The 14,228-nt window shown below is 47.2% G+C and carries 14 protein-coding genes; 3 read left to right on the forward strand and 11 right to left on the reverse strand.

Annotated features, from left to right (window positions below; translation table 11 throughout):
• Positions 1 to 109: 109 nt before the first annotated feature.
• Together Q1A23_RS10845 and Q1A23_RS10850 are read left to right on the forward strand one after the other, a co-directional pair.
• Positions 110 to 1,243 carry a putative sensor domain DACNV-containing protein gene (locus Q1A23_RS10845; RefSeq protein WP_299823114.1) on the forward strand — a complete coding sequence of 378 codons (1,134 nt, stop codon included), beginning with the start codon at positions 110 to 112 and terminating at the stop codon, positions 1,241 to 1,243.
• 89 nt (positions 1,244 to 1,332) lie between these two features.
• On the forward strand, positions 1,333 to 1,863 hold the full coding sequence (locus Q1A23_RS10850; protein ID WP_299823117.1) for a GreA/GreB family elongation factor: 531 nt from the start codon (positions 1,333 to 1,335) through the stop codon (positions 1,861 to 1,863).
• Positions 1,864 to 2,013: 150 nt separating this feature from the next.
• Here Q1A23_RS10850 and hemA read toward each other — a convergent pair whose 3' ends face one another.
• The 5 genes from hemA to Q1A23_RS10875 form a co-directional block, all read right to left on the reverse strand.
• Positions 2,014 to 3,288: a glutamyl-tRNA reductase gene (gene hemA, locus Q1A23_RS10855; RefSeq protein WP_299823120.1), complete on the reverse strand. Its 1,275-nt coding sequence runs from the start codon at positions 3,286 to 3,288 to the stop codon at positions 2,014 to 2,016.
• 356 nt (positions 3,289 to 3,644) lie between these two features.
• Positions 3,645 to 4,709, reverse strand: coding sequence for a response regulator (locus Q1A23_RS10860; protein ID WP_299823123.1), 1,065 nt, complete (start codon positions 4,707 to 4,709; stop codon positions 3,645 to 3,647).
• 66 nt (positions 4,710 to 4,775) lie between these two features.
• Complete coding sequence (locus Q1A23_RS10865; RefSeq protein ID WP_299823126.1) at positions 4,776 to 6,011, reverse strand: hybrid sensor histidine kinase/response regulator; 1,236 nt, start codon at positions 6,009 to 6,011, stop codon at positions 4,776 to 4,778.
• Positions 6,012 to 6,023: 12 nt separating this feature from the next.
• Positions 6,024 to 6,470: a response regulator gene (locus tag Q1A23_RS10870; protein WP_299823129.1), complete on the reverse strand. Its 447-nt coding sequence runs from the start codon at positions 6,468 to 6,470 to the stop codon at positions 6,024 to 6,026.
• A 10-nt stretch (positions 6,471 to 6,480) separates the two neighbouring features.
• A complete protein-coding gene (locus Q1A23_RS10875; RefSeq protein ID WP_299823132.1) occupies positions 6,481 to 8,025 on the reverse strand; it encodes a PAS domain-containing sensor histidine kinase in 1,545 nt (514 codons plus the stop codon).
• Positions 8,026 to 8,347: 322 nt separating this feature from the next.
• Between Q1A23_RS10875 and Q1A23_RS10880 the strand changes: the two genes are divergently transcribed.
• Positions 8,348 to 8,830: a universal stress protein gene (locus tag Q1A23_RS10880; protein ID WP_299823135.1), complete on the forward strand. Its 483-nt coding sequence runs from the start codon at positions 8,348 to 8,350 to the stop codon at positions 8,828 to 8,830.
• 79 nt (positions 8,831 to 8,909) lie between these two features.
• On the opposite strand, the gene Q1A23_RS10885 is transcribed toward Q1A23_RS10880, so the two are convergent.
• The 6 genes from Q1A23_RS10885 to Q1A23_RS10910 all read right to left on the reverse strand — a co-directional run bounded on the left by Q1A23_RS10885 (position 8,910) and on the right by Q1A23_RS10910 (position 14,191).
• On the reverse strand, positions 8,910 to 9,830 hold the full coding sequence (locus Q1A23_RS10885) for a universal stress protein (protein WP_299823138.1): 921 nt from the start codon (positions 9,828 to 9,830) through the stop codon (positions 8,910 to 8,912).
• A gap of 50 nt (positions 9,831 to 9,880) precedes the next feature.
• Positions 9,881 to 10,612: a sulfite exporter TauE/SafE family protein gene (locus tag Q1A23_RS10890; RefSeq protein WP_299823141.1), complete on the reverse strand. Its 732-nt coding sequence runs from the start codon at positions 10,610 to 10,612 to the stop codon at positions 9,881 to 9,883.
• A 2-nt stretch (positions 10,613 to 10,614) separates the two neighbouring features.
• Positions 10,615 to 11,085 (reverse strand): FixH family protein, encoded by a 471-nt coding sequence (locus tag Q1A23_RS10895; protein WP_299823144.1) that lies wholly within the window; start codon positions 11,083 to 11,085, stop codon positions 10,615 to 10,617.
• A gap of 63 nt (positions 11,086 to 11,148) precedes the next feature.
• Positions 11,149 to 12,552 (reverse strand): cytochrome c oxidase accessory protein CcoG, encoded by a 1,404-nt coding sequence (ccoG, locus tag Q1A23_RS10900; RefSeq protein WP_299823147.1) that lies wholly within the window; start codon positions 12,550 to 12,552, stop codon positions 11,149 to 11,151.
• Between the two features lie 242 nt (positions 12,553 to 12,794).
• Positions 12,795 to 14,000: a c-type cytochrome gene (locus Q1A23_RS10905; protein ID WP_299823150.1), complete on the reverse strand. Its 1,206-nt coding sequence runs from the start codon at positions 13,998 to 14,000 to the stop codon at positions 12,795 to 12,797.
• Positions 13,997 to 14,191, reverse strand: a complete 195-nt coding sequence (locus Q1A23_RS10910) for a hypothetical protein (RefSeq protein WP_299823153.1) — start codon at positions 14,189 to 14,191, stop codon at positions 13,997 to 13,999. The genes Q1A23_RS10905 and Q1A23_RS10910 overlap by 4 nt, the downstream gene beginning before the upstream one ends.
• Positions 14,192 to 14,228 lie beyond the last annotated feature (37 nt).

The raw sequence follows: 14,228 nt of genomic DNA on the forward strand, positions 1-14,228 counted from the left end.
TTTTGCTTTGCACGCTACTTTAGCAAAACCCTACAGCACCATACTTTGCAGTTTCCGTAGAGAGATAGTTTAAAAGCCAGTTCCCGTTTCAGGCTACAAACTAACCTTTATGCAGGCCATACACACCACTACTTACCAGGCAGCGCAGGCAGTTGCCGGAAGTATAGAGTTACACTTTAGCAGACTGCTTGCCCTTGAAAAGCAGCCAAAGGACGGAATGCCTCCTCTACCTCCTGCCAAACACATAGCCTTTTTGCTTGATACCGCTTTTTGGGCCAGCCTTAGGCGCGAAGAAGGTATACCGCCTAAAATATCGCTTGCCTACCTGCCCCCGGAACAGGTGCCGCACCCACTCCTTTTTAAAGAGCACCTGCCCTTACGTGCTCCTATACTTAATAAAATAGCACCCGGCGTAGAGCGGCCGGGAATTCATTTGGGTGTGTGGCACGATGCTGATGGCTTGTACGTGTGGGGAACCACCAGCGCCGTGCCCAGTTTGTGCATGGTGGTAGATGTTTCGGAGCCCGGATTACTTGTAATAAAACACCGCAGGGCCAAAGGCTTAGGCAAATTCGCAAATGTAGCCATACTTAAAGGCGACGAGGTGAAGTTGATAGATGAGCATGCGGCCCAAATACCTGACTGCCCTTCTGTGCTTACCTCCCTGCTTAAATTCAAAGGTTCCGACATTTGGGATGATTCCCTTAACATCATGGTGCAGTTAGCTGTGTCGATGCGTGCCCACAAACGCGGAGGCCTTTTACTTGTGGTGCCTGCTGGCTCTGATGCCTGGCGGTATTCCATACTGCAGCCCATGCTCTATTCTGTTCAACCTGCTTTTTCGGCGCTGGCAGATTTGATCAAGACAGCCCCTGAAACCTATGCGCAGGAGGCTGTGCACCGCGAAGTAGACCTGATTGCCGGACTTACTGCCATTGATGGGGCTACTATTATAAATGATCAGTATGAATTGCTTGCTTTCGGCGCTAAAATTGGCCGCCTGGAAGGGCAAGAGCCGGTAAAGGAAATTGTGCTTACAGAGCCAGTTGTCGGGGGCAAGGCTACCAGAACACATCCATCATTAAACGGGGGCACCCGGCATTTATATGCTGCTCAGTTTGTGCACGACCAGCGGGATGCCATTGCGTTGGTCGCGTCACAGGATGGCCGCTTCACGATCTTCTCCTGGTCTACTTGTGATGAGGTGGTGCAGGCGCACCGGATAGATGCCTTGCTCTTGTAAACGATACGTAGAAAGTATAAAATCGAAAGCTGCGGTTTACTTCCCTCATAAGTATAACCCCTACGGATGCAGCAGCGTTAGCAGAAAGTATGAGCAGAGCATTTGTAAAAGAAGACGACGCAGGGCAAGCCCCGATTATACCACCCCGGGCAGCCTTGCCTGCCGGAGTTAGCAATTATGTAACCCCGCAGGGGCTTGAGCAGCTGCGCACAGAGCTAACAGAACTGGAAACAGAGCGTTCCCAAACAGAAGCCAACCACGAAGACGCATCAGAAAGAAGCCGGAAGCTTACCATCCTGAATTCGAGGATAAGCGCCCTTGCCCACCGTATTTCCAGCGCCAAAGTTATCGATCCTAAAGGCCAGCCTGCTGATGAAGTGCGATTTGGCGCAACCGTAACACTAAAAACTATTAGTGGTGGTAAAAAAGGCTTAAAACGCACCTTCACGATAGTAGGCGTAGACGAAGCGGCTGTTGAGAAAGGGCTGATTGCCTTTGTTGCACCGATCGCTAAAGCCGTACAGGGCCTGCGCCAGGGCGACCAGGCAAACCTACCCATGGGCCGTGGCGAAGAAGTTGTTGAGGTAGAGGCAATCAAGTATGACCACGGAAAGGAATAGAAGCCAAACTTAGGCTGTTACAATACAACTACTTGCTCAACTGCCCCATCAATGTAGGTTAAAATACTGCTGCGGATAAAAAATGATGCGTAAAAAGCGCTGATCAACACAAATTACGCCGCACTTTGCTTTGCTCTAAAAGCTTATTGCTTACTTAACCGGGCAGGTTTCCTTTTCCAGGTTAAAGAGTGCGGTCAGGCTTTCGCTTAGCGCCGAGATGTCGCCGCGCTGGCAGGCAGCTTTTAACTCAATGGCTGGCAACTTCACAATTTTATTAAGCATACTTTGGGTGATCGCCTCCACCAGTTGAGCTTCTTCGGATGATACCTTTTTGGTGTAACGGGCTATTTCCTGCTGCCTGATCTGCTCCAGGTGGCTCTTAAACTGCTGTATGATCGGTGCAAAAGCGTGCTCGTTGGCCCAAGCCTGAAACTCAGCCACAGCATCCGCTATGATTTGCTCTACAGCCGGAATTGAAGACAGGCGAAGCGCCAGGGCCTCTGTAGTGCGGTTACGAATCGCATCAATGTTATAGACAGAAGTAGCTGGCAGCGTATCCAAAGCCACATCTATACTTCTTGGCATGGATAGGTCGATAAACAGTTTAGGGCTATTTGCAGCTGAAAGCTCGCTTACTTTTTCTTTCGAGATAAAGAAGCAATCGCCGGGTATACTACAGATTACCACATCTGCTTTAGCTATCTCCTGCCAAACATTTTCCCAGTAAGCCGTTGTAGCGCCAACACGTTGTGCCAGCTCAACTGCTTTATAATGCGTTCTGTTTATTATAGTAAGATGGTTTATATGCGACTTCTGGAAATTAAGGCATACATCGCGGCCAATGTCTCCTACACCAATTAACAGCACGCGTGTTTCCTGCAGGTGTGCAGTCAATTCTTCTACCATCTCTACGGTAGCATACGATACAGAGGCGGCTCCGTCACGGAAGTTAGTTGTGTTTACAGCTTGCTTGTTCGCATTAAAAACGGTGTGCAGCAAGCGGTGAATATAAGTGCCTACGGTGTTTGCCTCAATAGCCCATTGGTAAGCGTTTTTTACCTGGTTCATTATCTGCACATCGCCCACCACCTGCGACTCCAGGCCTAATGCCACCCGAAAAAGGTGCGTCATGGCATCTTGGTGGTTGTTGATTTCTTTAAAGTATGGTAACACACTTTTAATAGCAATAAAGCCTTTTTCCAGGGCAATCAGCTTTACAAGTTCATTTGTATACTCCTTCTCCGCAGTATAGTAAACTTCTGTGCGGTTGCAGGTAGACAATACCATTGCCTCAGAGCAGTTTGTAAACTCCTTCACTTTATCCAACAGGTTGCGGCAGCCAATCTCGTTCAGGGCTACAGCCTCACGAATTGCTATTGGAGCATTTTTGTAGGATAATGTTAGTACTTTAAACTTGCCTTGCATCTTTTATATGTTTTACCAGTTGCAAATTTGGGCAAAACCTGAAGTTAAAAAGATGACATTCGTCACATGGCAAGGTGATCTTCAGCAGGAGAGGCACGTATGTTAGAAAGGTAAAAGGTTGTAGGGTTATGAGCTGGTAAAGGACATCAGTAACTGCTCCTGACTTCTCAGTCCGGGATTAGGCATGAAGCAAATTTCTTGACTCACAATTTCTGCAGCACCGGACCCAACCACCCTCAAACCCTCCTGGGGGTGTAGGCCGCTTATAGCGTCTAAGATGGGGAATCTGCAATTGCTTTGACTAAAGTATAAGCTTCATAGTTCCAGCTTATCTTCCCTTCTACCTAGGTCTGATCCTAGTTACGCATTTTCTTAAGTTTATCGCTGTTGATAATGGTGATCTTGCTTCCCTGGCTTTTGATCAGGTTTTCGTCCTTAAAATCTGCCAACGTACGGATAACTGTTTCCTTGGAGGCTCCCACTATACTTGCCAGATCTTCCCGGGATATAGACACCTCCGACCCTGAATTCTGTGTATTACCAGTATACTGCTTCTCCACAAAAAGCAGCGCCTCGGCCACTCTCTTTCTCACGGAGTTATAGGCAAGTTTAAGCAAGCGGTCTTCACGTTCTGCCAGGTTATCAGATAGTATTTTAATAAACTGGTTTGCCACCAGGCGGTTGTTGTGCAACAGCAAAAAGAAGTCCTCTTTTGAGATCACAAAAATCTCAGAATCTTCCATCACAACCGCAGACTCACGGTAGGTTTTATCTTCAATCAGATCGAGGTAGCCAATAAAATCGCCGGCTTTGTACAGGTTGGTAATATACTCCCGCCCCTCCTCATTCGATTTGTACGTTTTTACTTTTCCTTTGCTCAAAAAGTATAAAGCATTGGGGTAGTTGCCTTCCAGAAACAGGGTTTGCTTCTTTTTAAAGTGCTGCAGCTTTTGTTTATCAGAAGTAAGCTTTTCCAGGTTTTCCTGCCCTTTGGCCTCCTGCAGAAAATCGTTCAGGCCTTCAGCGCTTTTCTGGAAACCGGACTTCAGGTTATCGCTTTTCTTTAAACGCATTTCCACCGCATCCAGCAGCTCCAGGTCGTCGAAAGGTTTTATCAGGTAGTCGTCGGCACCCAGGTTCATACCTTTCCGGAAGTCTTCTTTTTCTGATTTTGCCGTAAGAAAAATAAACGGGATACTTGCCGTAGTGGTATTGCCGCCTAGCATACGCAGCACACCATAGCCATCCAGCTGCGGCATCATGATATCGCAGATAATAAGGTCCGGAAGCTCTCTTTTAGCAAGATCAACGCCTACTTTACCGTTCTCAGCCTCTAATATTTCGTAATTAGCAAGCGTTAAAATCTCGGCAATGTTCTCGCGTATTTCGTTGTTATCCTCAATCAGCAATATCTTTTTCATCAATCTGAATTTTTATTTTAAAAGCCTGCATGTTCCTGCTGTGGGCTTATACTTTATAAACTTTGCTTAAGCGTTGCTTTGTGCCTGTGGTATGGTAACAGTAAATGTAGTGCCTTTATCCAGCTCGCTTTGGTAATCCAGGGCACCGCCCATTATATCAATGTAGCGTTTCACTATGTTTAAACCAAGGCCAGTACCTTGTATGTTGGTTACGTTCTGGGCCCTGAAAAAAGGTGTAAATAAATGCGTTTTGTCCGCATCTGGTATGCCTATGCCCTGGTCTTCTACTATTACTTTAATCAGGTGGCCTTCTATAGCGGTGGTAAAGTTAATCTCTTTATACTCTCCCGAATATTTACTTGCGTTCGATAACAGGTTGAACAACACGTTCTTTAACAACTGTTTATCAAGTATGGCCGTTTGGTTGCTGCCCTGGTGCCGGTAATTTATCTTCTGCCCCAGTTTTAAAACACCCTGTGCTTCATCGGCTACCTCAGCGGCAAATGCCTCCAGGTCAAAGGTGGTGGGTACGTTGTAAATTTTGCCTTCCTCTATTCTGCTTATCGACAGGAAATCGTTTAAGATGCCGGTCAGGTTACTTACCGCTGATTTGATCCTGTCCACGTGCTTCATGCGCTTGTCGTCGTCTTCGGTGGTTTTATACTTGCCGATCAGGGATGCTGATGACAACACCGTGCTAAGCGGCGTCCGGAACTCATGCGAGGCAATGGTCACGAACCTGGATTTGAGCTCGTGCAACTCCTTCTCTTTTTGCAGCGCATTGCGCACTTCCTGTTCAGCTTCGTAAAGGCTCCTGTTTGTTTGCTCCAGCTTTTTGATTGCTGTGCCCAACTCCTGCGTGCGCTCTTTAACGCGTTGCTCCAGCTCCGAATTCAATCGCTGTATTACAGCCAGGCTTTTGGCATGCTCTATACTATAGCGGATGGCCCGCTCCAGTTCGTTTGGGCTGATGGTACCTTTCACGAGGTAATCCATGGCACCGGCACGCATTGCCTTTTCGTCAGTTTCGCGGTCGCTCTGGCCCGTTAAAAGTATAAACGGCATGGTATAGCTCTGCTTGATGGCTTCCTTTATCAGTTCCAGGCCATCGTGCGCACCCAGGCGGTAATCTACCAGGTAAATATCATGCCTGCGTTCTGCAATTATAGCCAATGCATCGTTAAAAGAGCCGGTCCACTCCAGCACATAGTTTCGCCCGGGGATGTCGTCAATTATATCCCTGGTGATGATGTAATCATCCTCGTCATCGTCTATAAGCAGGATGCGGGTTCTGTCAGGCATGCGTTGTGTATACTATAGTTTTGGCAGTTCAACAATCTCAAACCAGTACTTGCTCAGGGTTTTCATCACATCCACCAACGAGCTAAAGGTTACAGGTTTGGTAATAAATGAGCTTACGCCCAGATCATAAGTACGCAAAATATCTTCCTCGGCCTTTGAGGTGGTAAGCACCACAACTGGTATCAGGCGCAGGCGGTCATCAGCTTTGATTTCTTTCAGCGCTTCGCGACCGTCTTTCTTGGGCATATTCAGGTCCAGAAGTATAAGCCCGGGGGTTGGGTATGTGTGCGGGTCGGCATACTTGCCTCTGTGGTGCAGGTAGTCCATCAGTTCCTCACCGTTCTCCACAAACTGAATGCTGTTTTTAAGGCGGCTTTCTTCCAGGGCATCACTAACCAACATGCGGTCCTCTGCATCGTCGTCGGCAATAAGTATCACAATCGTTTTCTTATCTGACATAGTATAGCTTTTAATCTTCCGGATGTTTTAATGCAAGTGTAATGATAAATCGGGTGCCTACGCCGGCTTGGCTCTGAGCGGTGATATCGCCGCCATGCCGGATGGCTATTTTACGGCACACGGCAAGGCCGATGCCGGAGCCCTCATACTTTTGCCCTTCCAGGCGCTGAAATATATTAAAGATCCGGTCCAGGTATTTCTCATCGAAGCCAATGCCGTTATCCTCTATGTATATTTCTGTTACCTCGTCGCCGGGTGTGGCGGTAAGGTGGGCTTTACGCTGCAGGCTTTTAGCGTAAATGTTGATAATCGGGCTTTCGTTCTCTTTCCTGAACTTGATGGCATTAGACAGCATGTTCTGGAAAAGCTGCCGCATCTGCGTTGGCTCGGCCTCTATCTCAGGTAGCGGCGAACGTACGATCTGCGCCCCAGTCTGCTCAATAGATACTTCCAGGTCAGAGATTACCTCTGTCAGGATATCATCGAGTTTTACTTTTACGAAAGGTTTGGATTTGGCCGTAACCCTAGAGAAACCAAGCAAATCGTTTATCAGGTTTTGCATGCGCGATGCCGCATTAAGCATACGGTCTACGTAGTCTTTGCCCTGCTCGCTCAGGTTATCATACTCTTTAGACAAAAGCCTGTCGCCGAAGGCTTGTATTTTGCGCAGCGGCTCCTGCAAATCATGCGACGACACATAAGCGAAATCCTGCAGCTCGCGGTTACTCCGTTCCAGTTCTGCGGCGTAGCGGCGCAAACGCTCTTCGGTTAGCTTCTGCCTTGTAATATCATGCACAAAGCCAGTATATACTTTACGATCACCTAATTGTACTTCGCTTATACTTAAGTAAAACGGAAAAATAGAACCGTCTTTTCGCATGCCTGTTACCTCGCGCCCGATGCCGATAATGCGCTTCTGGCCTGTAACATGGTAGTTGTGCATATAGCTGTCGTGCAGGCTTTGGTCTGGCTCCGGCATTAGCAGGTTTATACTTTTACCTATAAGCTCTCCGGCTTCGTAGCCAAACTGCTTGGCCGCAGCAGGGTTCACCATCTCAATTATACCACCTGTATCAATGGTGATGATGCCATCCACAGCACCCTGTATGATCGAGTTTATTTTGTTTTCGCTTTCGCGCAAGGCAGCCTCCGCTTTTTTAAGGCCGGATATATCGTGCACAATGCCCGTAAATATCTGCTTGTCCTTTAACTTTACCTCACTTATACTTAACAGAAACGGGAACAGCGTACCGTCTTTTTTCTTGCCCATCACCTCACGGCCAATGCCAATTATTTGCCCTACCCCTGTGCGGTGGTAGTTCTCAATATAGCGGTCGTGCTGGCTGTGATCAGGCTCTGGCATCAGAATCATCACATTTTGCCCTATGATTTCTTCAGGTGCGTACCCAAAAATTTGTGCAGCGGCTGGGTTCACCGTTTCAATGATGCCTTTGCTATCAATAGTGATGATACCGTCTATCGCTGTATCGATGATTGCTTTTAGCCTGGTACTGTTATCCGGGCTTTCGTCGTTATAATTTAAAGTGTCTTCCAAGTAGTAGATGTTTTGTTAAAAATAGGCACTTCAGTAAAAAATAGCTAAAATTTCGCCTTGTTTTATACTTTCAGTTTATCTAAAATCACGCATTTAGCTGCTTATACGCGCCTGCCGCACCCGAAATCAGTTTCTGCAAAACAAAAGCCCACAAGTTTCTTTAATGACAACAGTCATTTACAGAGTTGCTTACGGTCATAGAGTAACTGGCATTGGCTTATTAATTTTACTGCACCATCACCTTTACGTTACCTCACCTGCTGCATGTGCAATGCTTTGGTTATTGGTGGCTTGCTTAAGGTAGTATTTCAGGCGATAAACCATGTTAAATATATTCGTATCCGTACAATTTTCTGAAAACGCACAGTACCTCGCGTTACTGGCTGCTGAAATAGCACACCTAAATAAGGCGAGGCTTATACTTTTCCATGCGTACCAGGATGATGAAGCAATAACGAGCCAACTGGAAGAGGAGCAGTACAACGAAAGATGGGTGCAAACGCAACTGGACAAACTTGCCCGAAAACTACACAAGGCAACAAATGTATCGATTACCCGGCTGGTTAAGCCAGGCACTTCTGCCACCGAAATCATTGCTGTTGCCAAGCTTATAAAAGCTGATGTTGTTATTCTCCAGGACGAGGCAGCAAAGGGTATTTCCGGCACTACCCTCACGTACCACGAAGCTTTGCCTATCATCTCTGCATTTACTGGCGCTGATAAACCTTCTCTCAGAACCAGCCTTCAGGATCAATTCAAAATGCTTGGCTTCACCTCTCCCACAGCGTTGCTGCAAGCAGTATAAACCGTCTAAATTATCTCTTATAAAATAGGAAAGCCCCTTCACCAGAAGAGGCTTTTTGATTTATACTATACTTGTTTAATTAGCCTGCTATTGTTAACGCCTCGCCAAGTATGGTTTGCTGTTCTGCATTTTTATTTTTGGAGTTGGTGCACTGGCCTGCGCATGGCTTTTTCTTCAGTTGCCTGAAGGTAAGAATAGGATAGCGGGTGTGATAGGCCATTGTTTTAATGTAATTGCTGCTAAAAAGGCGCTTCAACAGGTAATTGTCTTGTGTGGCAAGTATAAGCATGTTGGCTTCCGATCTTTCGGCAAAGTCGCTGATGCCTTCCAGCGTATCATCTTCTTCGAGTAACCTTAGCGTAACGTTTTTGCCTGTTAGCTTCTTCTGCGTTTTTTGCATCGCCGCTTTATAATCGCTCAGGTTTTCACGTTCCGACTTGTCGTACACCTGTACCAGCGTTAGGTTGGCACCAACTTGCGCTGCAAAGCTTACGATCTGCTGCAGTACATGGTCTTCCTGGTCGGTAAAGTCGGTGGCGAATACCAGGTTTTCCAGCGTTTTGTAAGTAACGGTGCAAGGCATAACCATTACCGGACAGCTAACCAATTCCATTACAGCGGCGGCATTGTTCAGGTCTTGCTGGTCTTCTTCCTGGTGCAGCACACAGGTTTCCATCAGTACCATATCTACGGCGTAATCAAACACTACGCTGGCAATGCTCTCGCTTAAAAAACCAGGGCGCACCACACACTCATAAGCTACCGGGTGGGCATTTGATTTTTGCTCGCCTGTCAGTATCTTCTCAGCAAAAGACCTTAGTTGATGAATGTTGCGGCTTTGCTGTGTAAAAGTAAGGTCTTTGGTCTGGCTTGTGTGCAGCAGTAAAAGTTCTGCCCCTAAGGTGTTGGCTAAGTGCCATGCGTAGCGCAGCAATTTTTTGCTTGCCTTATCGAACTGCACAGGCACCAGCACGCGCTTAATGTTTTTATTCTTGCACATAGTTATGTTATGGTGAAGGTATAGATTGTATGTTTTGCCAGATTTATACTTTATTCTGCCTTTGCTACCGCAGGTTTTTTGCAGCAGCTCATTTCTGTTTTGTGTGTGGCTGTCTCCACAACCTTAGGGCTCAGGTAAGGTATACCCAACCCAAGACCACGCACTATAAAAAGTATAGCCAGGGTCATGCCCACATAAGGTACCGCTCTGTTAAACAAGCTGCGCATTTTCAGGCTGATCAGTTTACCGGAAAGCGACACCAGGAACATCAACGGGAATGTGCCCAAGCCAAATAAAGCCATATAGAGCATAGCCCCCCCCATACCCGGCGCACTTATGGCACCGGCCAGCGCAATGTATACAAACCCGCAAGGCAGCAAGCCATTTAGCAGGCCCACCATAAACAGCGAGCCGAGGGAGTTTTTCTGAAAATAGTACCCCAGCTTGTGCCTTACCCACACCATCAGTTTATCTGTACCCAGCATGCGTGCAGATTTCCCTTTTAACGTTGCCGGCAACACCAGCAGCAGCAGTATAAGTATGCCAGAAACAATAGATACCGTTTGCTGCAAACCAGCCATCTGCAGCGACTCACCGAAGGCTCCGGCCAATGCACCCAGCAATGCGTAGGTTACTATTCTGCCGCTATTGTACAGGAGCCGGCCGGCATAGTAGCGCCAGCCGGTACTCCCGACAAAGGGTAGTGACATTGCGATAGGGCCGCACATCCCGACGCAATGGAAACTACCAACTAACCCAAAAACAAAACCTGCCCAGATCATGGCTATTTTATTTGAATGGTCTTTTCTGTATAATAGGCTGCTTCACCATCGCTGAAACTCACGCGTACTTTCCATACACCGGTTTCCAGATCGTCTGTCTCCAGCAACTGGCTTTGGTCACGGCCTAATTGCAAAAGCACTTGCTTGTCCATTTTATCGTCAGAAGGGCGAAAGAAAACTACGTTGCCAGTTAGGCTTTTGCCCTGGTAAGTGGCTGGCATCTGTAGTAAAATTGAATTTGCGTCAGCTTTATAATCCAGCATTACATCGCCTAAGGCCTGTGTGCGCTTTACTTTCTCAATCTGGTCCTGGTAATTTATCTCTTGCTGATAATAGTCTTTGCTTACCAGCCCCACATCCTTGTTCATGGCTTTATACACAAACTGTGCGATGTAGCCCATGAATAACACCATGCAAACTACAATGGCATAAGGCCAGAGTGTGAAGCTTTTATTTTTATCTGTTGGTTTCATTTGTTGTCTTCTTTATACTTTATGATCCAATTCTCTTGCCAATGCTCGAGATGATGCTACTGATTAATTTGCAGGGCCTAAAAACTTGGTATCGGTGGTAGTGATAAGCTCTGCGCCGTGGTACACGCCTATCTCGATTTCAGAGTTCATGGCAGTCAGGTCCTCTTTTGCGATCTCTGTAAAAAACACACCTTCTGCAATGCCTTGTGCCGGAAGCATAAGTTCGCTGCCGATTACTTTAATAGTGCCCTTTTTATCGATCAGCTTTAGGGTAAGCGGCATGTCGTGGTTTGTTTTGTTGATGACAGAAATGTTGTAGAGGTTTTTGATGTACCCCTGCTCTGTTTTCTGGTACAGCTGGCCCGGCGTGCGAAGTATGGTTGCCTCGGCCTCATCGCGTGTTAGCAGTAGTGTTGTAAGAGCGGTTAAAAGTATCGCCAGCACGGCAGTATAGCCCATCACACGCGGTGTAAAGAAGCTCCACTTCCTGCCTGTCTCAATGGCCTCTTCAGACTCATAACGTATCAGGCCCTCCGGTTTCTCGATCATGCGCATGATGTCGTTGCAGGCATCGATGCAGGCAGTACAGTTGATACACTCCAGCTGCTGCGCCCCATTGCGGATGTCAATACCAGTTGGGCAAACGCTAACACATTGGTTACAGTCGATGCAGTCGCCTTCGGTGCGTTCCTGGTTTTTGCGCAGCTTGCCGCGTGGTTCGCCGCGTCCGTAGTCGTAGGCTACCACAAGGGTTTTCTTATCCTGCATTACGCCCTGTAGGCGGCCGTAAGGGCAAACAATGGTACAAACCTGCTCTCTGAACCAGGCAAAAACCCAGAAAAACACGCCCGTAAAGCCCAGCAAAGCACCGAAACCGGCTTTATGTTCTATTGGGCCATCCAGTATAATTTTCTGCAGTTCGTCTACACCGATTATATAAGCCAGGAACAGGTTCGAAATCAGAAAGGAAACAGCCAGGAAAATGATAATCTTAGAACCTTTCTTCAAAATCTTTTCGGTATTCCAGGGCATCTTGTCCAGGGCGCGTTGCTTTGTGTAGTCTCCCTCAATAGCATACTCTATCCTCCGGAAAACCATCTCCAGGAAAATCGTCTGCGGACAGATCCAGCCACAGAAAATACGCCCGTACACGACCGTGAAAAGTATAATGAAAACGACCAGCGTGAGGAAGGCCACCACAAGTATGAAAAAGTCCTGCGGCCAGAACAGTACGCCAAAGATCACGAACTTACGCTCTACCACATTTAGCATGAGCAGCGGCAAGCCGTTTATCTTGATGAAAGGGCCGCTAAACAGTATAGCCAACAGCAAATAGCTGACATACTTGCGGTAATTGTACAGTTTGCCTTTCGGCTTTTTAGGGTATACCCAAACGCGTTTACCCTGATCATCTACTGTTGAGATGTGGTCCCGAAATTCATCGGTTGGTTTTACTTTAGTTGCCATGGCAGTTTAATTTGTGCGGATATTAATCCTGCCCGTTATTTAAAATGGGAAATCAGAACATAGAGATCACTCATAATCTCTGCTACAAAATTCCACATTTGGCTTATCCTAAAAGATGACCATTGTCATATACAGAGGTGATAGTCATCAACAGCAACAGCGCATTGGGGTTTGCTTAAATCAAAAAAGGTGCAGACGCTAAAGTATAAGCGCCTGCACCTTTTCTGTGCTCAAGTATAAAGTTATTCTTTTTCGCCTTGCGGCTCTTTTGCATTGGCTGGGTTAGTACCTTTTAAGCTCAGGATGTAGCTGGATACTTCTAACATCTGGTCTTTGGTAAGCTTTCCTTGCCAAGGCACCATGCCTTTGGCCGGCACGCCGTACTTCACAGTTTTGAAGATATCGTTCACATCGCCGCCATGCAGCCAGTACTCGTCTGTCAGGTTTGGTCCTACTGTACCCTGTCCTTCCTGTCCGTGGCAGGCAGCGCAGTTAGCACTATAGATCGACTTACCAGACTCCAATGCTGTTGCATCTGTCATCACTTCGTAGTTTGTTACTGCATTCGGGTCATCCACATTTTTGGCGGCAAGTATGGCAGCCTGCTCCATTTCCATGGCATACTCCTCGTCTTGCAGCGCGCCGGTCTTAAACACGTGGTAGTGCAGCATATACCCTACGGCAAACACAACAGACACATAGAACATCGCTTTCCACCATGGCGGCAGGTCGTTGTCGTACTCCTGTATTCCGTCAAAGTCGTGGCTGGAGTGGATTTCGTTTCGGTCTTTGCCTGTTACTAGCGTAGCATCACCGCGCAGTAAAAACAGCACACGGCCGGCAAACGAATGTCGAAAATCTTCATCGTAAATTGAGTCTCCCAGCATTGGCACAAATAAGCGGAACAGCATTACTAACACCATGATCGTCAGTAGGATGATAACCGCGGCAAGTGCAAATGTGAACAGCAACACCGGCGGCAGATCCATAAAGGCTACCTCTGTTTCAGCGACTGCTACCTCAACATTTGGGTCGGCGGTTGGCGTTGAAGGGGTTTCTGCTACTGCTGCCGGCTTATCGCTTTCAGCTTTGATGAATGCGATCACATTGGCAATGTCTTCCTCTGAAAGTGATGTGCCAAAAGCAGGCATCGCCATTTTGTTATACTTTTCGTACAGCGCAACGGCATCCTTGTCACCAGACTGTACCAGCTCCTGCGAGTTTTTGATGAACTTCGTTAGCCACTCATCCCCCCGGCGCTTGTGTGCATCTTTCAGAGCAGGGCCAACTACATCGGCATCCATACTATGGCAGGCGGCGCAGTTACCGTCAAAAATGGCCTTACCGGCAACGGCATCCTGTGCCTGCGCTGCTGGCGAGCCCATCAGAAGCAGCCCCGCCACCAGGGCCAGGCTGCCTTTTCTGAACATTTTCTTTAAAGAGATCATCTTCTTGCTCCTTCAAAAATTGTGTCTTGATCTTCGTCTTCGCGGGCAAAATTGCTCATCGTCTGTGCATACTTTTTATCCATCAGGGCAACATATATTATCAGCCCCAGGAAGAACACAAAGAAGATCGTAAATGAGATTAGCGGGTATATTTCGATGCCGTCTATGGCTTGCAAAACATTTTTATACATGGTTTTAGAATTTTATGACACTCGTAACACGTATCAC

Source organism: uncultured Pontibacter sp. (assembly GCF_947492645.1).
Lineage (GTDB): Bacteria > Bacteroidota > Bacteroidia > Cytophagales > Hymenobacteraceae > Pontibacter.

What these genes read in the sequence shown, in the direction of transcription:
- Q1A23_RS10845 (WP_299823114.1), top strand. Translation starts at nt 110, where the DNA reads ATGCAGGCCATACACACCACTACTTACCAGGCAGCGCAGGCAGTTGCC.
- Q1A23_RS10850 (WP_299823117.1), top strand. Translation starts at nt 1,333, where the DNA reads ATGAGCAGAGCATTTGTAAAAGAAGACGACGCAGGGCAAGCCCCGATT.
- hemA (WP_299823120.1), bottom strand. Translation starts at nt 3,288, where the DNA reads ATGCAAGGCAAGTTTAAAGTACTAACATTATCCTACAAAAATGCTCCA.
- Q1A23_RS10860 (WP_299823123.1), bottom strand. Translation starts at nt 4,709, where the DNA reads ATGAAAAAGATATTGCTGATTGAGGATAACAACGAAATACGCGAGAAC.
- Q1A23_RS10865 (WP_299823126.1), bottom strand. Translation starts at nt 6,011, where the DNA reads ATGCCTGACAGAACCCGCATCCTGCTTATAGACGATGACGAGGATGAT.
- Q1A23_RS10870 (WP_299823129.1), bottom strand. Translation starts at nt 6,470, where the DNA reads ATGTCAGATAAGAAAACGATTGTGATACTTATTGCCGACGACGATGCA.
- Q1A23_RS10880 (WP_299823135.1), top strand. Translation starts at nt 8,348, where the DNA reads ATGTTAAATATATTCGTATCCGTACAATTTTCTGAAAACGCACAGTAC.
- Q1A23_RS10885 (WP_299823138.1), bottom strand. Translation starts at nt 9,830, where the DNA reads ATGTGCAAGAATAAAAACATTAAGCGCGTGCTGGTGCCTGTGCAGTTC.
- Q1A23_RS10890 (WP_299823141.1), bottom strand. Translation starts at nt 10,612, where the DNA reads ATGATCTGGGCAGGTTTTGTTTTTGGGTTAGTTGGTAGTTTCCATTGC.
- Q1A23_RS10895 (WP_299823144.1), bottom strand. Translation starts at nt 11,085, where the DNA reads ATGAAACCAACAGATAAAAATAAAAGCTTCACACTCTGGCCTTATGCC.
- ccoG (WP_299823147.1), bottom strand. Translation starts at nt 12,552, where the DNA reads ATGGCAACTAAAGTAAAACCAACCGATGAATTTCGGGACCACATCTCA.
- Q1A23_RS10905 (WP_299823150.1), bottom strand. Translation starts at nt 14,000, where the DNA reads ATGATCTCTTTAAAGAAAATGTTCAGAAAAGGCAGCCTGGCCCTGGTG.
- Q1A23_RS10910 (WP_299823153.1), bottom strand. Translation starts at nt 14,191, where the DNA reads ATGTATAAAAATGTTTTGCAAGCCATAGACGGCATCGAAATATACCCG.